This window comes from Rhodococcus sp. WB9 (assembly GCF_007558985.1).
GTDB classification, from domain to species: Bacteria; Actinomycetota; Actinomycetes; order Mycobacteriales; family Mycobacteriaceae; genus Rhodococcus_F; species Rhodococcus_F opacus.
The window spans coordinates 177,322-196,542 of sequence record NZ_CP041769.1 but is presented as its reverse complement, the minus strand read 5'-3'; the positions used below and the strand labels follow the sequence as shown (position 1 = coordinate 196,542).

The following is a 19,221-nucleotide window of genomic DNA, read 5'->3' as shown; positions in this document are numbered from 1 at the left end:
TGAGTACATGTTAAGTGAGAGCGCCGAGCACCGCTGTAATTCCCGCAGTCGGATCGAAATCGGGATCCGGGACGGTGAGTTGATGAAGGATCACACCGTCCAGGTAGTCGGTGACCACCACTGCGTCGGAAGCCGGGTTCCTCGATCCCACGAGTTCCAGCATCTCCGCACCCCACTCTACGAGCGCGCGGCGTGCCGATCCGATCTTCGCGTCCAGTCCCGGCGTCACGGAGGCCTCGACGAAGAGCGCGTAGCGGGCACTCGTGCGCACGCGGTCCGGACCAGTGGAGAACCTCACGAGCGTAACCAGCGCCTCGACCAGCGCATCCGTGCCGGCCGGCCGGAGGTGCGCGAACTTCTGCCAGTCCTCCCGGTCACGTTCGACGAGCCGTGTGACGATCCCCTCGAGCAGCGCGCCCCGGCTGCGGAAGTAGTTGGACGTGGACCCCTGGGGCATCCCGACCAGCTCGTCGACGCCCCGGTGTGTGAGGGCCCGGACCCCTTTCGTGCCGAGAAGCGTGATGGCGGCGTCGAGCACCTGCTCCCGTTTGTCTGCCATACCCCGACACTACAACGGTAGTAAATTCACTACACCCGTAGTAGCGTGGTGGTCATGACGCACTCCGCAGCAGTCCTCGGCGGCGGCATCGGCGGACTCGCCGTCGCCCGCTACCTGTCCCGCGCCGGCTGGCACGCCGAGGTCTTCGAGCGTGCCGACACCCTGCCCACGTCGGGCACCGCGCTCGGCATGTGGCCACAGGCACTCGACGCGCTGGACGCGATCGGCGCAGGTGACCGAGTGCGCACGCTGAGATCACCCCAGCACCGCGGTTCGCTCCTGCGCCCCGACGGATCCGTGATCGGCACCATCGACAACCGCGACCGCACCGCCTACCTGCTGTCGCGGCCCACCCTCCTGGCCACACTGGCCGAGACCCTGCCCGACGGAATGATCTCGTTCGGCACACCCGCCCCCGCCCTCGACGCGCTGACGGACCACGACGTCGTGATCGGCGCGGACGGTCTGCGCAGCCCGACCCGCCGACAACTGTTCGGCGAGAAGTTCGAGCCGCGGTACACAGGAGCGACCGCCTGGCGCGGGTGGGTGCCCGGCCATCGCGACACCGTCAGCGAAACCTGGGACGCAGACGCGCTTTTCGGTATCACCCCGCGCGACGGCGATCTCGTCAACTGGTTCGCGTGCGTCCGCACCGACGCCGGGCACCCCGGCGGCCTCGACTACCTCCGCTCGCGGTTCGGGAACTGGCACGCCGACGTCCGGGCAGTGCTGGATGCCGCCACCCCCGACGCGATGCTCCACCACGACCTGTACGAGTCCCCCGCGCTGCCGTCGTACGTATCGGGCAACACGGCCCTGCTCGGCGACGCGGCCCACGCGATGGCACCGAACCTTGGCCGGGGCGCCTGCGAGGCCCTTGTCGACGCCGTCGCGCTCGGCCGATTCCTCACCGCCGACACCGACATTCACACCGCGCTACACCGTTACGACCGCACGCGGCGGCCCGCGACGCGGCGGCTCGTGCGTGGATCGCGCGCCATGTCCTCCCTTGCAATGACCGGCCGTCTCCGTCCGCTGCGCGATCTGACGCCGCGGGCCTGGCCTGACCGGAACGCGGGGGCGCGGGAACGCTTGCCCGTCTGGTACTTTGCCGCGTTAGGGGGACGAGAAAGAACCGGGGGCGGTCATGGGGGCGGTGGACGACGGCTGCGGCAGTGCGCCGGCAGCACGGACGTATCTCATCGGGGAAACAACACATCCACCTCGTCGGTGGAGGCATTCTGCTGTGCTCGCTTCCCTCTCTCGGTGCCTCTGAACTGCACCACTCTTGCGTTTGCTTCGTCAGCACCAGTCCGTTCGATCACCATGTCCGTTCGACTTCAGGAGTCAAAGACTTGAGAATCCGCATGCACGCTCTGGCAGCCGCGATTTCGGTGTCCGCCGCCGCACTGCTCGGCGCCGCGACGGCACACGCCGCTCCGACCACCCCGCCGTCCACGTCGCAGCCGGGCGTCACCGACCCCCAGGATGCGGCGCCTACCACGTCGCAGCCCGGCGTGACGGACCCGACGACGCCACCCACCACGTCGCAGCCCGGCGTCACCGACCCGGCGGCTCCGGCCGCGACGACGCCCGCTCCCCCGCAGGCTCCGCTGGCGGTGCCGGGTGCCGAGACGGTTGTGCCCGCTGCTCCTGACCTGGCAGCGTCCACCGCCGAGGGAGTCGTCGACGAGGGAGTGGTCGACGAGGCACCGGCCGCCCAGCCGGCGACCGTGTGGATCGACCCCGACGACATGCCGAAGGCGCACCAGGCACCCGTCGCCCCCGCCCTTCCCGTGCCGAAGCCGGTGGTCGAGGTCAATGCGGCCGTCGACACACTGGTCGGCGCGGTGCCGGTTGCCGCCAACGGACGCCAGTACGGCAACCCCGAGGGATACGTCGGCACCATCGGCTGGCGCATCGGTGACGCCACCGGCACCGCGGGCATCGCCGTCGACCCGTTTTCGCCGACCGCGGCCACCGTCTCCGCGTTCTCGGCCGATTCCAACGCTGAGCACCCCACCAACTGGTCCGCGCCCGTCGACGTCACACCCGCCGCCGCCGCGATCGCGGATGCGGCCCACCGGTACCCGGCCTTCGGGGAACTGGTCCAGACGATCGCGTCCCTGCCCGCACCGCAACTGCCGCAGCTGCAGTCCACCGACAGCGGTCCGGCCACCACGACGATCGGCGGCGTGAACGTGCGCAGCCAGGCGACGCTGCACGTGTGATCCGATTTCCTCGCGTGGAGCCCGCCAGGGGTCGGCTCCGCGCGAGGGAATGAGGTGTGGAGGATTCAACTGTGACAGAACCGCCGAACAGGGCACCCCTCGACCGCTTCTCGCACTGGTTCCCGCCCTTCGCGTCGGCCCCGGCACCGCGGTCGACGGCCCCTGCCGCGGAAACCGAGCAGCAACCCCCCGCTCCGACGTGGCTGGCCCCGGGCGACGAGGCCGATCCCACCCCACCTGTTCGCAGCGGTCGCGGCAAGCAGACACTCGCGGTCGCCGGAGCCGCGGCAGCGGTGATCGCCGGGATCGCCGGTGTGGTCGCCGTGTTCAACTCGACGTCCGGTGATGCGAGCGGAACCCCCGTCGCCGCTGCCGATTCGGGCTGGTGCGTCGAATCCCGCGACGGCTCGACGGTGACCGGCAACGGTCCGGGCGGGACCTCCGACGGCGTCGCCGCGATCCTGGGCTTCGACCACGCGTACTACGTCGCACGGAGCGGCGCGAAGGCCCGCGAGGTGGTCGCCCCCGACGCGCCGGTGGGGTCCGCCGAGACCATCCAGGGCGGCATCGATTCGGTGCCCGAGGGCACCGAGCACTGCCTCGCCATCACCGAGACCGAACCCGGTCGCTACGCCGTGACGCTGTCGGAGCTGCGTCCGGACGGGTCGGCGAAGAAGTACGAGCAGGTCGTGACCACCGCGGACCGCGACGGTCGCACGTATATCACATCCATTGGAGACGCGAAGTGACCGACCAACTGCTGCAAGCACTTCCGGTGTCAACCCTCGTCCTCGGGGCGTGTGGAGGAGCCGGCGCCACCACGACGACGCTCGGGCTCGCCAACACCGCGGCAGCTCGCGGCGGCGCGGTCGTGGCCGTCGACGCGACACCCGCGGGCGGCGATGTCGCCGAACGCGGCGCCGACGCCGTGCTCTCCGTGAGCGGCCTCGAGCAACTGGTGGCCGCCGGCCCCGTCGCGGACTACGTGTTCGACAGGTACTTCTCCCGCACGAGCGCCGGGACCCGCATCCTGAACCGCATCGGGAATCAGACCGCATCAGAACGTGAATTCCATACTGTCACAGGGACACTCCGCGCTCGCGGTGTGAGTGCCGTTCACGACCTCGGTCACCGGTTGCGTGCCGCGTACCTCGCGCCGCTGCTGGCCACTCCGTCGCCCCTCGTCCTCGTCGTGCCGTGCCGGGCGGACGCGTTCAACCGTCTCCGCTCCGCGTTGCAGTCGATCGGTGACACGCTCGGCGAACCCGGGCTCGCCCGTACCGTCGTCACCGTGTCGAATCAGGACGCCACCGGCTGGCAGGTGGACGTCGACCTCCTCCGCGAGTACCTGGGCGGACAGGTGTGGGGCATCGAGACCATCCCCTACGACGAACATCTGGGCATGGGGATCGTCATCGAACACAGCAAGCTGGCAACCGACACCCGGGCCGCGTACGAGCGGGTGTCCGCGGCAGCGTCGGCGGTAGCCGAAGGTCGGCCGGAACGGGTCTGAGCGGGGCGCGTCCAGTACCCTCCCGGGCGGGGAGGACATTCGACATCAGGGGGCTGTCATGGGGGAATCCGTCGGCGACTGCAGCGCGTTGCTCGCCGAAATGGACGCGTTCCGTCAGGGTTTCGGCCAGCCGGCGCTGCTGACCGACGCCCTCCGTTCGGCGCTGCTTCTCATTCCGCTGACCGGCGACGACCGGCTGCTGACCAGCACGTTCGGCGGACTGAATTGGGTGTGCGCCTTCACCAGCAAGCAGGAATACGCCCGGTATCTGCTCGCCCGCGACGAACAGGGCGGGCCGTGCCGCTTCCACACCGTGTTCGGGTGGCGGTTGCTCGACATCCTCGTCCCGTCAGTTCCCGGCCCGACCGGGGTCGTCATCGACGTCGCCGGTGCAACACCGATGGCCTTCCCGCCGGCAGTCGAGGAGGTGGCCTGATGGGTGACCACCTCGAAGTCGACCCGTCGGTGCTGATCCAGGCGGCGCAGGGCATCACGGCGATCACCGAATCACCGTCCGGGCTCGGGACCGGCGAAACGGCATCCGTGGGGCGCGGGTTCTCCCTCCTCGCCCTGTCGCCGACGGAAGCCGGGAAGCAGGAGGTCCAGACGAGTCTCGAGGAGTTCGCGGAACGGTGGTCCTGGGGCGTCCGTCATCTCGTGCAGTCGGCCAACGAGATCGCCGCGTCCTCGATCTGGCTGCGGGCAGCTACTACACCACCGAACAGGTCTACTCGGATGCGCTGAAAACGGTGTGGACCAACACCGTCGGCAACCCCCACCTCAGCGGCGACGAGATCAGCGACCGCACGTGGGGCGAAACGCTCGCGGACAACCCGATCACCCAGACGCTCAACGCCGATTACAGCCTCGACTCGTTCGAGGCGGCAGACCAGACCAGACCATCGCAACCAACAACGAGGTCATCGCCGCCGTCGGCCCGCAGGCCCTCGCCAATGTCTCACCGCTGGCGGACATGCTCGATTCGGGCACCACACGAAACCGGGACACCGACGCAACGGAGCAGGCCGCCGAGATCATGTCGGCTGGTGGCGGTCCGTCGTGAGCTGGCTCAGTGATACGTGGGACGACGCGAAGGGTGCGATCGACGACTTCGGCGACGCCGCCGAGAATGCGATCGAGAGCACCGTCGAGAACGTCGGGCAAGCTGCCGATTCGGGCCTCGATGCCGCGGCGGGACTCGCGCAACGGGTCGGCGCCGACGGTATCGCAGACACCCTCACCGATCTCGGTGACGACATCGCCAGTGCCACCGGTGGACCCGTCGACCGACCTGGACCTGGGACAGACCGAAGAACCCAAGGAACTGATCCGCGGTGAGCCGTCGGCCATCGCCGAAGCGACCACCACGCTGACCGACCTGGCCACCAGCATCGGCTCCACCGGTGACGCACTGCGCACCGTCGACGCGGCCGATTGGACGGGCAGCGCGGCTGACGGATTCAACGAGATCATCGACAAACAACCCGCACTGTGGCGCGATGCGGCCGACGCGATGAATTCCGCAGCCCGGACACTCGTCTCCTGGGGTCATACCGTCGAAGCCGCCCAGGCCCGCGCCGCCGCCGCGGTGGCGCGATGGAAGCAGGGCGAGGCGGAGGAGAGGGCAAAGAAGTCCGCCTACAACGCACTCACCGGTGAGCAACAGGCAGACCACCCACTCGTCGACACCTGGACCGCGATGCGCGAGGAGGCCCGCGAAATCCTGCGCGGCGCCCGAGCGGACCGCGACGGCGTCGCCGGCCAGGTCTCCGGTGCACTGACCAGCGCCACCGCGACAGCCCCCACGGAGCCGCCCTTCACCGAACGGTGGATGAACAACCTCACCGACGCCACCGACGGCGTGCACCTGGGCGTCGCCAACTTCTACTCCGGTCTGCTCACCGGACTCAGCGGAATCGTCCAGTTCGTCCGGCAGATCAACCCGACCGACACCTACAACATGACGCATCCGGCCGAATACCAGGCCGGCCTGTCCAACCTCGCGACGGGAATCGTGGTCGCGGCCGCCGACACCGGCACCATAGTCTCGACGATGGTCAGCGACATCCGGAAGAACCCACTCGAGTTCGCCGGAAGCCTCACCGGCGACGCAGTGCTCACCGCCGCCACCGGCGGTGCGGGCGCAGGAGTCGCAGGCGCTCGCACCGCGGTCCGCGTGCTCGACACCGCCGGCGACCTCGGCATCGGTGCCCGACTCCTCGACGACGTCGCGGATGTCAGCCACATCCCGAAGCCCGACACCCCGCACGTCGACTCGCCCACTCCGCACGCGGACACGCATCCGATCCGACGAGCACCGACCCGGCACCGACTCCCGAACCGCGCAGTCCCGAACCTGCCCATCCCGGCCCCGCCGAGCATGCCGGTGCGGATTCGGGCGCGAACGACGCCGCTCACGACGCCGGCCCCGAAACCGATCGCACGAGCAACCAGAACTGCGAAGGCCGCGACCCCGTCGACGTCGCGACCGGTGAATTCCTGCTCCCCGAAACCGATCTGACACTTCCCGGTGTGCTGCCACTGGTGTTCGGCCGGCGGCATCGTTCCGGCTATCGGTTCGGTCGCTGGTTCGGTCCGAGCTGGTCGGCCACCGTGGGCATGCGCGTGGTGGTCGAGGAACCGGGGGTGACGCTGCTCGCCGAAGACGGTGTCATGCTCACGTATCCGCACCCCGAGGTGGGGACGCCGGTGGTGCCGGATTCCGGGCAGCGCTGGCCGCTGTCGCGGACCGACACCGGCGGCTACCGGGTTCACGACCCCGACCGCGGACTCACCTGGCATTTCACACCCAAGGCGGAACTGGAGGGTCTCGACTCGGTGCTCGGCAACATCGCAATCAGTGCGATCACCGACCGCCACCGCAATCGCATCCTCTTCCGGTACGACACTTCCGGGACTCCCGTCGAGGTGTCGCACTCCGGTGGCTACCGGGTTCTCGTCGACACACGGTCCGGGGCGGGTTTCCCCGGGGTAGCCAAGCGATTCACGGTGCAGATCTTCCGTCGACGCCGAGCGGCAATAGCTGAGCGAAGTCACACATCCGCACACATTTTGGCCAGCTTCACACGCAATTCGGAAGTTGTCAACCTGTCTGAGACAGGTCGTGGTTGATATTGATTCCTGTCAATTGGGGTAGTTCCGGCGCTCGGGGGCGGCGACGGAACCGTTCGGGATATTCGGTCCAGATCCGGTCGAGCCGGTCCTGACGGTGCAAACGGGTCTCGGTGGCGGTGCCGAAGAACACCGCCGCCGGTGTGTGCCGACTCAGACCGCTGTGCCGGTGCTCGGTGGCATACCGGTGCAGGAACTGCTCGGTCCACTGCCGGGCGTGGTCGATGCTGTCGAACCGGTCCGGGCAGCTCAGGTCGTACTTGAGTGTTTTGAACAGCGATTCGGAGAACGGGTTGTCGTCACTGACCCGCGGCCGCGAATACGACGCGGACACCCCCGCCGACTCGAGGGCATCGAGGAGCCCGGTCGAGCGCATCGATGCCCCGTTATCGGCATGCAACACCAGCGGCGCTCCGAACTTCTCGAACGCGGCAGCGAACATCAGCACCGCCAGCTGTGTCGTTTCGGCGTACTCGATCCGCCACGCCACCGGGTAACGGGAGAAGACGTCGATCGCCAGATACAGCAAGTACCGGTCCTGCTTACGCGGCCCTTGAAGCATCGTGATGTCCCAAGACCACAACTGACCCACTTGCGCGGCCGCCACGACCGGCTTCGGTCTCGCAGTGCTTCCGCCGCGGCGGGTGCGCCGGCGATCCCCGGTCAGATTCTGCGACCGGGCGACCCGGTCGAACGTCCGCTCCGAGCAGGCCACCAAGCCCGCATCAAACGAACGCCAATATGTTTGCACCACAGACCGATCCGCGTTCTCCTCGGCGAGCAGCAGGTCGATGATCACCCGCCGCTCGGTCGCCGACAACGCCGCCGGTTGCCGGCGATCGATGTGCGGGATCGGCTCCTCGACCGGTCGGTAGTGCTGGTAATTGTGGGCCAGCCGGTAGTAACTCGACCGGGCCAGACCAAGCAGGGCACTCGCCCGGGCGACAGGCATACCGGCCTGCCCGTGGAGGGCGGTGACCGTGTCGATCAGGACAGACTTCTGCGTTCGAGCCACTGCGCGTACTCGCTCGCGCTCATCAGGGCCGGCGGGATCTCCGTCGTATCTTCCGTCGAGCGCTCGGTGATCCCCTGCAAGAGCTCGAATGCTTTTCCCAGAATCTGCTGCGCGGCCTCGGCCTGGACCACTTTCTCCTTGAGCCGTTCGTTCTCCGCGCGGAGCTTGGCCACCTCCGCCCGTTCACGACTGTTCATCCGACGGCTCCTCGACTTCTCCGCTGCGGTCACCATTGATGCAGTGAATTCTCCCCGATTGCGGGCCTTGAGCCACGCCTGGACTGTGGAACGGTCGAGGTTGTTCTCCCGCATCAGCCGAGCTTTGGCTCCTCGCTCCAGGCACTCGTCCCAGCGCCGCAGGAACTCGATCCGGTAGGCCACCGGATAAGAGCGTCTGCCGGTGGGGGTTCGTCCGACCTCTGCCTCGATCACGTCATGCTCCAGCTTCCCCGCGTTCGTAGTCGGGTGTCTCACGACCATCCTGACAACGAACGAATTGCGCGCGCGTGTGGCCAATCAGTGCGCGGATGTGCCCGCGAACCCCTCACGCCTCCAGCAACCCTTTCAATCTCTGTAGGTCGGCCGTGACGGCTGCTGCGTCCTCCGCGAATTCTTCGTCGGTGACGCCGTCGCGTCGCCGGATGGTGAAGACGACTTCGCTGTGGTCGCCGTCAGGAATAACCCGCACGGGGTTGTAGACGGTGTCGCCGCTGGGGAGGGTGACGTCGTGGTCGAGGATGCCGTAGTCGTTGGCAGGTGCGAAGGCCACTGCGACCTGTCCCATCGGGGAGTCGGCGAGCCAGCGGTCGCCGTCCCGGGTGATGTTGGTGCTCAGGCCCGCCGCCCAGGCGGGGAGGTTGGCGGGGTCGCTCGCATAGGCGTACACGTCGGCGGCGGTCCGAGCGATGAACACACTGATGTGGGTTGATTCGGTGGTCATGGCTCCCAGCATCCCCGCTACACGTCACAGGTGATTGAAGAAATCGGACTCCGGTGCTCATGTCCGAAACCTTCAATGCGGGTCCGCCTGAGGTCGTTAGCGTTCTCGGTATGACCGCAACATTCAGTGCCATCGAACTGGTCGTCCACGACCTGCCCACGTCGCTCGCGTTCTATCGGCGGCTCGGACTCGACATTCCCGCTGACGCCGATCAGGCACCGCACGTCGAATTCGAGTTTACCGGTGGTGTCCGCCTGCTGTGGGACACGGTCGAGACCATCCGCTCGTTCACACCCGACTGGACCGAACCGGCCGGCGGGCATCGCCTCGCCCTCGCTTTCGACTGCGGAACCGCCGCCGACGTCGACACGCTGTTCGACGAGTTCACGGGCGACGGCTACACCGGTCGGAAGAAGCCGTGGGATGCACCGTGGGGCCAGCGTTACGCCACCGTCGACGATCCCGACGGCAACCCCGTCGACCTGTTCGCCGCGCTCACACCGTGACCAGCTGACCGAACGTGCGGCCGGTCAACTCGTGCGCCTCGCGGATAAGGTGGGCCTGATCGGCGAACCCCGCCATGCCGGCGGCCTGAGCTGCGGGAATGGATGAATCCGCCAGCCCCAGTGCCGACTGCAACCGAAGGATCCGGGCCAGCATCTTCGGCCCGTAACCGAATTGCCGTCGGCACAGGCGGTGCAGTTGGCGCTCGCCGACACCGATCCGGTCCGCGACCTCACGGACGGACTTCTGCTGCTCCAGAAGTCGCGCGATAGCGGGGATCCTGCCGTCCGGCGGAGGCCCGAGGAGCCGGCGAGATCTCGCGAACTCCTCGAGCGCCCGGTCCGGATCGGCGTCGTCGGCGATCCTGCCCAGGAACTCCGTGGTGGCGCGGTCTGTCAGCACCTCGGCGAGCGGCACCCGCAGATTGGTCAGCTCCTCCGCCGGCGTCCCCAGGAGATCCGGCAGAGTGCCTGGGGAACAACGTAATCCGACGTAGCGGTCACCTTCGCGGCTCCGGGTGAGATACGGCCGGGAGTCGGGGCCGGCCACGACGACGTCACCATTCATCCAGATGAGGTCCATACAGCCGTCGGGCAGGATGGCCGCCTCACCCCCGGCTGCGGTCTTCTGCCACACCACAGCGCCGGGGAACACCGACCGCCGCTCCGTGTACATGACCCCATGCTAGGCAGCTGCTACGACACTCTGCGTGGCGTCAGATCTCCGGCTCGCCGACATGCAGATCGGGCTCCCAGTCGTAGATGACGGCGGTCCGCAGCAGAATGTCCTGCAGTGACCGGCGGCGGCCGTCGACTGCCGCCCACAGCAATCCGAACCCGAACATCACGCACAGCACCGCCCGGAGAAGGGCCCGCAGCCAGCCGATCAGTTCACCGTTGCGGCTGACCACCCGCAGCCCCATCGTCACGGCACCGACGGTGCGGCCGCTCACCGACCAGCATGCCGTCAGGTACAGCACCGCCACGCCGATGAACAAGGTCGCGGAGAGCACGGCATTGACATCGGGGAACGAGAACTCCTGCGGCGAGAACAGCAACCGCAGGAACAACACTCCGACATAGATGCCGCCCATCATGGCCAGGACGACCGCCAGGTCGATACCTGCGGCCAGTCCGCGGGTCACGATCCCGGCCGCACGATGCGCCGGCGTGCTCATGCATCGTCCGGTTCGTGCCCGCGCCCGAACCACTTGCCCACGAACCCGGCGACGGCGTCGTCGGCCTGCATGCCCTGGGTTCGCACGCCGCGGACCGCCTCGTTCGACATCGAGTCCGTCGACTCACGGATGATGCGCGGCAGGTCCACGCCCTCGATCACGGTGTCGGCCAGAACCACCAGGTCGACCCGCCCTATGACGGAGTCCACGTCGACGCGGTCGACGATCGCATCCACGTCGATCCGTGCGGCGACGGCGTCGATATCCACGCGATCGAGGATCTGCGGGATGTCCACCCGGGCGGCGATGGCATCCACGTCCACCCGGTCGATGATGCGCTGGATGTCGATGCCCTCGGCGACGACGTCCAGGTCGACGTGATCACGCACGATCGCGGTGAGGTCAACCTCCTGAAGAGCGACCTGCACGATTCTCCGGAGTACCGCGTGCAGCAACCGATCCGCGAGTTCGTCCGCGCTGCGGAGTGTCTGGGTGCCGCGTTCCTCCAGGGTGACCAGCAGCGGATCGACGCCCGGCAGGAGTCGCGCCGTGTCGACGCCGAATCCGATCACACGTTGCAACGCACCGCCGGCAGTCGCGGCGACGCCGGCCGCGAGGCGCAGCGGATCGGGGTCTTTCCTGCCGTCCATACTCGTAATCCAAGCCGGTCTACGCCGGAGATGCAGGGGTTCCCGGAATCTGAGTCACCCGCGGGGTGCGCCGGGGCCGTGCACGATACGTGGGGCGGGCTGTCCGGACGCCGGCCGAGGGGCCCAGTCGGCGAGTTCGGCGATCAACTCGGCGACCCGATCCGAGCAGTGCGCGGGCTCCGGTGCCGGTCCCAACCCGAGTCCCTCGACCACCAGCACGTTCCCCTGGGTGAGTCCGTGTACCCCGAGCGACCACCCGAAGTGGCGGTTCCAGGCCAGAACGGCCTTCCGGCCGCGGTAGTAGGGGATCTCGCAGGACAGGGTCACGACCGCGTCGAAAGCGGGGGTGCACCACCAGTCGACCGACAGGGCGCCCACCGTCGTCGCGACGGAACCGACGTACTCACCGACATTCGCCGAGCTGGTGGCCCGGACCTGGCTGATGCTCATACACAACCCACTCTCGACGTTCGCAGAAACCCAGCGGAAAGAGCCGGACGGCAGGTTCACACTTGAGTCATTCGTCACGGACCGCCGAGAGGACGGGTTCGGGTCCGTGAGGGCCGGAGGTTCGCGACGAAGCTTCTACTCCATCGTCGGGCGGCGACGGGGCGCCCGGTAGCCACCCTGGGGTGGGGATACACCACCCCCGCCCCTTGCGGGGAAAACACAAAGGCCACGAACTCGTGGAGTTCGTGGCCTCGATGTCGCGATTCCGGAGAATCGCTTGTGGTGGGCGAAGGGGGACTTGAACCCCCACGTCCCGAAGGACACTGGCACCTGAAGCCAGCGCGTCTGCCATTCCGCCACTCGCCCGAGCGACCCGGAAACATTAACACGAGGTCGCCAGAAATTACGATTCGTACAGGTCAGGACCCGAAAAGTCCACAAAAACACCCGTCCAGACAAAGACCGATATCATGCAATGGCGTAGACCCGTGTCGTGGCCCGAGGCAATGACAGTACCGTGGGATACACGCACGGCAGTGCCGCGACACGGACATGTCCCGTCACAGCCACCGCGCACCGAGGACAGAAGGCCCGACAGCCAGGCACCGTGAGGAGGTTCCGATGGGGATAGTTCAACGTTTCGAGCGGAAGCTCCAGGGAGCCGTGGGTGACGCGTTCGCCCGGGTCTTCGGCGGCGGCGTGGTGCCACAGGAGGTGGAGGCCGCGCTTCAGCAGGAAGCCTCCGACCGAATCCAGCAGTTGGACGGTGGGCACCTGCTCGCGCCGAACAGCTATGTCATCGCCATCAACAACTCGGACCACGAAGAACTTGCCGCCGACAGAGACTTGACGGTCAAGGCCTTCGCCCGACACCTCGAAGACTTCATTCGCGACCAGGGCTGGCAGACGTATGGTCCCATTCATGTCGCGTTCGAACCGTCGCCTTCACTGCACACCGGGCAGTTCCGCACCCGGGGTTCGGTGGATCCGGACGCCGGCCGCCCAGGGGCGGCCACGCCGGGGCGACCCGAACCGCCAGGCGGTCCCGCACCGCGACCACAGGCACCGTTTGTACCCGTCACGTCGAATCCAGGAGCTGGCCCCATGACGCAGAACTCAGGCTACGACCCCAGCCGCGAACCAGCGGGCAACCGCAATCCCGATCCCCAGTACGCGCGCAACGGTCATGCCCATGCAGGTCAGGATCAGCGGTACCCGCAGGGCTACCAGAACGGTTACGACCGCGGCAGCTACCAGCAGGGCGGCTACGACCAGCAGCAGTACCCCGACGACCAGCGCGGCGGGTACCCCCAGGATGCGGCGTACGGCCAGGCGTACGACCAGGGCGCGCAGGCTCCCGGCTACGACCAGCCCGCGGACGCCGGCTACGACTACCAGCAGGGCGGCTACCAGCAGGGCTACGACCCGCAGGCGTACGACCAGCAGGCGGCTCCGGCCCGCTACCCGGACGGTTCCTACGCCGACGCCGGCTACCAGCAGCCGCAGGGCTACGACCAGGGTTACGACCGCGGCGGGTACCAGCAGGGCGGTTACGACCAGCAGGCGTACGACCAGCAGGGCTACGCCGACTACGACCAGGGCGGTTACGGCCAGCAGGCCTACGCGACCGACGGCCACACGTTCACGGCGACGCTGCAGCTCGAGGACGGCAGCGGACGCCACTTCCAGCTGCGTGAGGGCAACAACATCATCGGCCGCGGCCAGGAGGCACAGTTCCGCCTGCCCGACACCGGTGTGTCGCGCCGCCACATCGACATTCGCTGGGACGGACAGGTCGCGATGCTGTCCGACCTCGGCTCCACCAACGGAACCACCGTCAACGGTGCCCCCGTGCAGGATTGGCAGCTGGCCGACGGAGACATCATCCGGGCAGGTCATTCGGAGATCCTGGTCCGAATCCTCTGAGGCTCCAACGAATCAGGTCCCCCAGTAGACACCGCCGATACCCGATCCCGAACTCCCTCACCGAGACACAACCGAGACGGCTTCGATACTGGACCGACACCGCGTCGGAGCCCGTGTCGGACGTAACACGGTGGGGACTCCGTATCGTTGTGGGCTGTCCGTATCCTGATCGCAGGGTGCGGGTTGCCCCTATGATGCTGCCAGAAAAAGACGCTGGAACCTCGAACGTTCCGGCCACAGAAGGAGGTGGACTGCCGTGCAAGGTTTGATTCTGCAACTCACACGAGCAGGGTTCCTGCTTCTGCTGTGGCTGTTCGTCTGGACCGTTCTGCGGGCGTTGCGCGGCGACATCTACGCCGGCTCCGGCGTCCGTGTGCCGCCCCGATATTCGCGCAGCGGCAATGTGCTGCCGTCGCTGGGAAAGACCAAGACGGCCAAGTATCTGGTGGTGACGCAGGGCGGCCTCGCCGGCACGCGCATCACCCTCGGCACCCAGCCCGTCCTCATCGGCCGGGCCGACGACTCCACCCTCGTTCTCACCGATGACTACGCCTCCACCCGCCACGCTCGGCTCTCCCCGCGAGGCGCCGACTGGTACGTCGAAGACCTCGGCTCGACCAACGGCACGTATCTGGATCGCGCCAAGGTCACCACATCTGTCCGCGTGCCGCTCGGTACCCCCGTACGGGTCGGCAAAACGGTAATCGAGTTGCGCCCGTGACCCTCGTACTCCGCTATGCCGCCCGCAGCGACCGTGGCCTTGTCCGTTCCAACAACGAAGATTCCGTGTACGCCGGGGCCCGCCTGCTGGCGCTCGCGGACGGCATGGGCGGGCACGCGGCCGGTGAGGTCGCGTCGCAGTTGATGATCGCGGCCCTCGCGCATCTCGACGACGACGAGCCCGGCGAAGACCTTCTCGGCAAGCTCGAGGCCGCCACCCGGGAGGGCAACGACTCCATCGCCGACCACGTCGAGGAGGACCCCGAGCTCGACGGCATGGGCACCACGCTCACCGCAATCCTGTTCTCCGGCAACAAGCTCGGGCTCGTCCACATCGGTGACTCCCGCGCCTACCTGCTCCGCGACGACTCCCTCGCGCAGATCACCCGGGACGACACGTTCGTGCAGTCCCTCGTCGACGAGGGACGGATCACCGCCGAGCAGGCTCACACCCACCCGCAGCGGTCGCTCATCATGCGAGCCCTCACCGGCAACGAGATCGAGCCGACGCTGACGGTCCGCGAGGCGCGTGCGGGCGACCGCTACCTGCTGTGCTCCGACGGACTGTCGGACGTGGTCAGCGACGAGACCATCGAGAACACGATGCGGGAGGGCTCGCAGGACGAGTGCGCCGACCGGCTCATCGAACTCGCCCTGCGCAGCGGCGGCCCGGACAACGTGACGGTCGTCGTCGCGGACGTCATCGACCTCGACTACGGGCAGAGCCACCCCATCGTCGCCGGTGCCGCCTCCGCCGACGACGAAGAGGACACCCCGCCGCCCAACACGGCCGCGGGGCGTGCCGCCGCGATGCGTCCGCCGCGGGCCACCCCGAAGCGGGTCGTCCCGCAGGTCGAGGAACCGCCGACGAAGAAGAAGCGTCACCGCATGTGGTGGGCTGCACTCGCGCTCGGTCTGATCGTCGTGGTCGCCGTCGCTGCCTTCGTGGGGCGGGCTCTGGTCCGCAACAACTACTACGTCGGCGCCGACGGCGAACGCGTCACCGTGCTGCGCGGAGTCCCCGGCTCGGTGCTGGGTTACTCGCTGCAGGAAGCGAATCTCGTCGGCTGTGTCAGCGATGCCGGCGACCTGACGTTGATGTCGCCGACCGAATCGCCGAACGGGTGCACCATCCTCGAGGTCGACGACCTCCAGCCGTCCGCCCGCGAGCAGGTGCGTGCCGGGCTGCCCTCGGGCAAGCTCGACGACGTCCGCAACCAGATGACGCGGCTCGCCCAGAACGATCTGCTTCCGGTCTGCGAGTCGGAGTCGTCCACCACCACGACGACCACGCCGGCACCGACGCCGGCTCCCGTCCCGGAGACCACGCCGCCGCCCGCGCCTGCACCTGTTCCCCCGGCCGAGGTACCGCCCGCTCCGGGGCCGACCGCACCCCCGACTCCGACCGCCACCCCGGCGCCGACCGTGACCCAGGTTCCCGGTCAGAACTGCAGGACGGCTAGCTGATGTCGGTCGCAAGTGCATCACCGGGGGCGCAGTTTCCCAGTCCACCCGGCGGGTTCGCGCCAGCCCCCGTCCAGTCGACGCGTCGGGGCACCGAGCTGATCCTGATCGGTTTCGCGATCCTGATCACGACGATCTCGCTGGTGCTGGTCGAGGCCAGCCAGGAACAGAGCATCACCTGGGATCTCGCCAAGTACGCCGCCGCCTATTCGGCGCTGTTCCTGATCGCGCATCTCGCGGTGCGCCGGTTCGCTCCGTACGCCGACCCGCTGATCCTGCCGATCGTCGCGCTGCTCAACGGCCTCGGACTGGTGCTGATCCACCGACTCGACCTCGCCGACGCACAGTCCGCCGCCTACTTCGGGTTGCCCGTGCCGTCGCCGGACGCCAACCAGCAGGTGCTGTGGACGACGCTGGCCATCGCCGGTTTCGTGGCGGTGCTGGTGCTGCTCAAGGACTACCGCCTCCTGGCCCGCTACAGCTACACGCTGGGCCTCGCCGGACTGGTGTTCCTCGCCATCCCGGCGATCCTGCCGTCCAGCTTCTCCGAGGTGAACGGCGCAAAGATCTGGATCCGCCTCCCCGGCTTCAGCATTCAGCCCGGCGAGTTCGCGAAGATCCTTCTGATCATCTTCTTCGCGTCGGTGCTGGTCGCGAAGCGCGACCTGTTCACCACCGCAGGCAAGCACGTGTTCGGCATCGACCTCCCCCGCGCCCGCGACCTCGGACCCATCCTGCTCGCATGGATGGTGTCGGTGGGTGTGCTCGTGCTGGAGAAGGACCTCGGCACGTCGCTGCTGCTGTTCAGCACCGTGCTCGTGATGCTGTACATCGCCACCGAGCGCGTCGGATGGCTGCTGATCGGCGCCGGACTGCTCGGTATCGGCTTCTTCTTCGCCTACCAGCTGTTCGGCCACGTCCGGGTCCGCGTCAGCACCTGGCTCGACCCGCTGGCCGACTACAACAACACCGGCTACCAGATCTCGCAGTCGCTGTTCGGGCTCGCGACCGGTGGCGTCGCCGGAACGGGACTCGGCAGCGGACGGCCCGCCCAGGTGCCGTTCGCGAAGACCGACTTCATCGTCGCCACGATCGGTGAGGAGCTCGGTCTCATCGGTCTCGCCGCCGTCCTGATGCTGTTCCTGATCCTCGTCATCCGTGGTCTGCGCACCGCGCTGGCCGTCCGGGACAGCTTCGGCAAGCTGCTCGCGGCCGGTTTGTCGTTCACGATCGCGGTGCAGGTGTTCGTGGTGGTCGGCGGCGTCACCAAGCTGATCCCCCTCACCGGGCTGACCACGCCGTTCATGTCGTACGGTGGGTCGTCGCTGCTCGCCAACTATCTCCTCCTCGCGATCCTGATCAAGATCTCCGACGCCGCCCGTGAGCCGGCCGTCCCGAAGAAGAAGGGCCCCGCACCCATCGCCGACGCCCCGACCGAGATGGTGCCGCGCTCATGAACACACCTCTGCGTCGCGTCGCGATCGCCGTCATGGTGATGGTGGTCGCCCTCCTCGCCAACGCCACCTACGTCCAGGTCATCAAGGCGGACAACCTGCGGGCCGATCCGCGGAACTCACGCGTGCTTCTCGACGAGTACTCGCGTCAGCGCGGCCAGATCTCGGCGGCCGGCCAGGTGCTCGCGGCGTCCGTCCCGACCGACGACCGCTACAAGTACCTGCGCACCTACCCGCCGAACCCGGCGGCACCGTCCAGCCCGCTGGCCAACGCACCGGTCACCGGGTTCTACTCGATGCAATACGGCAGCACCGGTCTCGAGCGGACCGAGGACCCGGTCCTCAACGGTTCCGACAACCGGCTGTTCGGACGACGCTTCTTCGACCTCGTGTCCGGGCGCGACCCCCGCGGCGGCAACGTAGTGACCACCATCAACCCGGTCATGCAGCAGGTTGCGTACGACGAGCTGACGGCGAAGGGTTACACCGGTTCGGTCGTGGCGATCGAGCCGAGCACCGGACGCATCCTCACGATGGTCAGCACCCCGAGCTACGACCCCAACTCGCTCGCCAGCCATGACGGCACCGAGACCACCGCGGCGTGGGAGGCCCTGAACGCCGACCCGGAGAAGCCGCTGATCAACCGTGCGGTGTCGCAGACGTACCCGCCCGGTTCCACGTTCAAGGTGGTGGTGACCGCCGCCGCGCTCGCCGCCGGAACCACCCCCGACACCCAGCTGACCGCGGCCCCGCAGATCACCCTTCCCGGCACCTCCACGACGCTCGAGAACTACAACGGCTCCACGTGTGGCGGTGCCCCCACCGCGTCGTTGCGTGAGGCGTTCGCGCGGTCGTGCAACACGGCGTTCGTCGAACTCGGAGTCAAGACCGGCACCGACGCCGTCAGCGACCAGTCCAGCGCGCTCGGCATCGGTGGGCAGATGCCCGGCGTCCCGTTCCCCGTCGCGGACAGCACGATCGGATCGATCCCCGACGACGCCGCACTCGGCCAGAGCAGCATCGGCCAGCGAGACGTCGCACTCACTCCGCTGCAGAACGCGATGATCGCGGCTACCGTCGCCAACGGTGGCGTGCGGATGCAACCGCAGTTGGTATCCGAATTGCAGGGCCCGGACCTGTCCAACCTCGCGACCACCAACCCGGTCTCCGAAGGCCAGGCGATGTCGTCCCAGGTGGCGGCCACCCTGACCGACCTGATGATCGGTTCCGAGAACAACACCAGCGGCGAAGGCAAGATCCCGGGCGTCCAGATCGCGTCCAAGACGGGCACCGCCGAGCACGGGACCGACCCTCGGAACACCCCGCCCCACGCCTGGTACATCGGATTCGCACCCGCCCAGAACCCGACCGTCGCCATCGCGGTCATCGTCGAGGACGGCGGAGATCGTGCACTGGCCGCAACCGGCGGCTCGGTGGCTGCACCTATCGGCCGTGCCGTCATCGCAGCCGGACTACAAGGGGGCTGA

General features: G+C 67.9%; 22 protein-coding genes, 1 tRNA gene and 1 pseudogene. 15 read left to right on the top strand and 9 right to left on the bottom strand.

Going from position 1 to position 19,221, the window contains the following annotated elements:
• Positions 1 to 10: 10 nt before the first annotated feature.
• Positions 11 to 559: a TetR/AcrR family transcriptional regulator gene (locus FND50_RS00930; protein ID WP_144284440.1), complete on the bottom strand. Its 549-nt coding sequence runs from the start codon at positions 557 to 559 to the stop codon at positions 11 to 13.
• 54 nt (positions 560 to 613) lie between these two features.
• Here FND50_RS00930 and FND50_RS00925 point away from each other — a divergent pair.
• The 9 genes and pseudogenes from FND50_RS00925 to FND50_RS36570 form a co-directional block, all read left to right on the top strand.
• Positions 614 to 1,609: pseudogene (locus tag FND50_RS00925) on the top strand (FAD-dependent monooxygenase); the annotation flags it as partial.
• Positions 1,610 to 1,926: 317 nt separating this feature from the next.
• Complete coding sequence (locus FND50_RS00920) at positions 1,927 to 2,790, top strand: glycoprotein (RefSeq protein WP_144284439.1); 864 nt, start codon at positions 1,927 to 1,929, stop codon at positions 2,788 to 2,790.
• Between the two features lie 71 nt (positions 2,791 to 2,861).
• Positions 2,862 to 3,539, top strand: coding sequence for a hypothetical protein (locus tag FND50_RS00915; protein WP_144284438.1), 678 nt, complete (start codon positions 2,862 to 2,864; stop codon positions 3,537 to 3,539).
• Positions 3,536 to 4,303, top strand: coding sequence for a hypothetical protein (locus tag FND50_RS00910; RefSeq protein ID WP_144284437.1), 768 nt, complete (start codon positions 3,536 to 3,538; stop codon positions 4,301 to 4,303). Before FND50_RS00915 ends, FND50_RS00910 begins: the two co-directional genes overlap by 4 nt.
• A gap of 58 nt (positions 4,304 to 4,361) precedes the next feature.
• Positions 4,362 to 4,739, top strand: coding sequence for a hypothetical protein (locus FND50_RS00905; RefSeq protein ID WP_005263426.1), 378 nt, complete (start codon positions 4,362 to 4,364; stop codon positions 4,737 to 4,739).
• Positions 4,739 to 5,047 (top strand): hypothetical protein, encoded by a 309-nt coding sequence (locus FND50_RS36580; protein WP_260850861.1) that lies wholly within the window; start codon positions 4,739 to 4,741, stop codon positions 5,045 to 5,047. Before FND50_RS00905 ends, FND50_RS36580 begins: the two co-directional genes overlap by 1 nt.
• Before the next feature lie 315 nt (positions 5,048 to 5,362).
• Complete coding sequence (locus tag FND50_RS00895; RefSeq protein ID WP_144284436.1) at positions 5,363 to 5,641, top strand: putative T7SS-secreted protein; 279 nt, start codon at positions 5,363 to 5,365, stop codon at positions 5,639 to 5,641.
• Positions 5,577 to 6,824 carry a putative T7SS-secreted protein gene (locus FND50_RS36575; protein WP_144284435.1) on the top strand — a complete coding sequence of 416 codons (1,248 nt, stop codon included), beginning with the start codon at positions 5,577 to 5,579 and terminating at the stop codon, positions 6,822 to 6,824. Before FND50_RS00895 ends, FND50_RS36575 begins: the two co-directional genes overlap by 65 nt.
• On the top strand, positions 6,803 to 7,435 hold the full coding sequence (locus FND50_RS36570) for a DUF6531 domain-containing protein (RefSeq protein WP_260851090.1): 633 nt from the start codon (positions 6,803 to 6,805) through the stop codon (positions 7,433 to 7,435). The genes FND50_RS36575 and FND50_RS36570 overlap by 22 nt, the downstream gene beginning before the upstream one ends.
• Here the strand turns inward: FND50_RS36570 and FND50_RS00880 are convergent.
• The 3 genes from FND50_RS00880 to FND50_RS00870 form a co-directional block, all read right to left on the bottom strand.
• On the bottom strand, positions 7,407 to 8,450 hold the full coding sequence (locus FND50_RS00880) for an IS3 family transposase (protein WP_144284433.1): 1,044 nt from the start codon (positions 8,448 to 8,450) through the stop codon (positions 7,407 to 7,409). The two genes, FND50_RS36570 and FND50_RS00880, sit on opposite strands and share 29 nt — an antisense overlap.
• The gene (locus FND50_RS00875) at positions 8,423 to 8,881 is read right to left on the bottom strand and encodes a hypothetical protein (RefSeq protein WP_186301137.1); all 459 of its coding nucleotides are present in this window, start codon (positions 8,879 to 8,881) and stop codon (positions 8,423 to 8,425) included. Before FND50_RS00875 ends, FND50_RS00880 begins: the two co-directional genes overlap by 28 nt.
• 112 nt (positions 8,882 to 8,993) lie before the next feature.
• Positions 8,994 to 9,389 carry an SRPBCC family protein gene (locus FND50_RS00870; RefSeq protein WP_186301216.1) on the bottom strand — a complete coding sequence of 132 codons (396 nt, stop codon included), beginning with the start codon at positions 9,387 to 9,389 and terminating at the stop codon, positions 8,994 to 8,996.
• Between the two features lie 110 nt (positions 9,390 to 9,499).
• Between FND50_RS00870 and FND50_RS00865 the strand changes: the two genes are divergently transcribed.
• Positions 9,500 to 9,895, top strand: a complete 396-nt coding sequence (locus tag FND50_RS00865) for a VOC family protein (RefSeq protein ID WP_186301215.1) — start codon at positions 9,500 to 9,502, stop codon at positions 9,893 to 9,895.
• On the opposite strand, the gene FND50_RS00860 is transcribed toward FND50_RS00865, so the two are convergent.
• The 5 genes from FND50_RS00860 to FND50_RS00840 form a co-directional block, all read right to left on the bottom strand.
• A complete protein-coding gene (locus tag FND50_RS00860) occupies positions 9,885 to 10,568 on the bottom strand; it encodes a helix-turn-helix domain-containing protein (RefSeq protein WP_144284430.1) in 684 nt (227 codons plus the stop codon). The genes FND50_RS00865 and FND50_RS00860 overlap by 11 nt on opposite strands.
• A gap of 40 nt (positions 10,569 to 10,608) precedes the next feature.
• Complete coding sequence (locus tag FND50_RS00855) at positions 10,609 to 11,070, bottom strand: RDD family protein (RefSeq protein WP_144284429.1); 462 nt, start codon at positions 11,068 to 11,070, stop codon at positions 10,609 to 10,611.
• Positions 11,067 to 11,720 (bottom strand): hypothetical protein, encoded by a 654-nt coding sequence (locus FND50_RS00850; protein ID WP_144284428.1) that lies wholly within the window; start codon positions 11,718 to 11,720, stop codon positions 11,067 to 11,069. Before FND50_RS00850 ends, FND50_RS00855 begins: the two co-directional genes overlap by 4 nt.
• Positions 11,721 to 11,774: 54 nt before the next feature.
• Positions 11,775 to 12,170 carry a DUF6292 family protein gene (locus tag FND50_RS00845; RefSeq protein ID WP_144284427.1) on the bottom strand — a complete coding sequence of 132 codons (396 nt, stop codon included), beginning with the start codon at positions 12,168 to 12,170 and terminating at the stop codon, positions 11,775 to 11,777.
• A gap of 280 nt (positions 12,171 to 12,450) precedes the next feature.
• Positions 12,451 to 12,536, bottom strand: a tRNA-Leu gene (locus FND50_RS00840).
• Positions 12,537 to 12,791: 255 nt separating this feature from the next.
• Between FND50_RS00840 and FND50_RS00835 the strand changes: the two genes are divergently transcribed.
• The 5 genes from FND50_RS00835 (at position 12,792) to FND50_RS00810 (ending at position 19,221) form a co-directional block, all read left to right on the top strand.
• Entirely contained in the window at positions 12,792 to 14,096 is a 1,305-nt protein-coding gene (locus tag FND50_RS00835; RefSeq protein WP_005263441.1) for a DUF3662 and FHA domain-containing protein, read from the top strand.
• Between the two features lie 256 nt (positions 14,097 to 14,352).
• Positions 14,353 to 14,817 carry an FHA domain-containing protein gene (locus FND50_RS00825; RefSeq protein ID WP_005249074.1) on the top strand — a complete coding sequence of 155 codons (465 nt, stop codon included), beginning with the start codon at positions 14,353 to 14,355 and terminating at the stop codon, positions 14,815 to 14,817.
• Positions 14,814 to 16,283, top strand: coding sequence for a PP2C family serine/threonine-protein phosphatase (locus FND50_RS00820; protein WP_144284426.1), 1,470 nt, complete (start codon positions 14,814 to 14,816; stop codon positions 16,281 to 16,283). The genes FND50_RS00825 and FND50_RS00820 overlap by 4 nt, the downstream gene beginning before the upstream one ends.
• Positions 16,283 to 17,737 (top strand): FtsW/RodA/SpoVE family cell cycle protein, encoded by a 1,455-nt coding sequence (locus FND50_RS00815; protein WP_005249076.1) that lies wholly within the window; start codon positions 16,283 to 16,285, stop codon positions 17,735 to 17,737. Before FND50_RS00820 ends, FND50_RS00815 begins: the two co-directional genes overlap by 1 nt.
• A complete protein-coding gene (locus FND50_RS00810) occupies positions 17,734 to 19,221 on the top strand; it encodes a penicillin-binding transpeptidase domain-containing protein (protein ID WP_005263445.1) in 1,488 nt (495 codons plus the stop codon). Before FND50_RS00815 ends, FND50_RS00810 begins: the two co-directional genes overlap by 4 nt.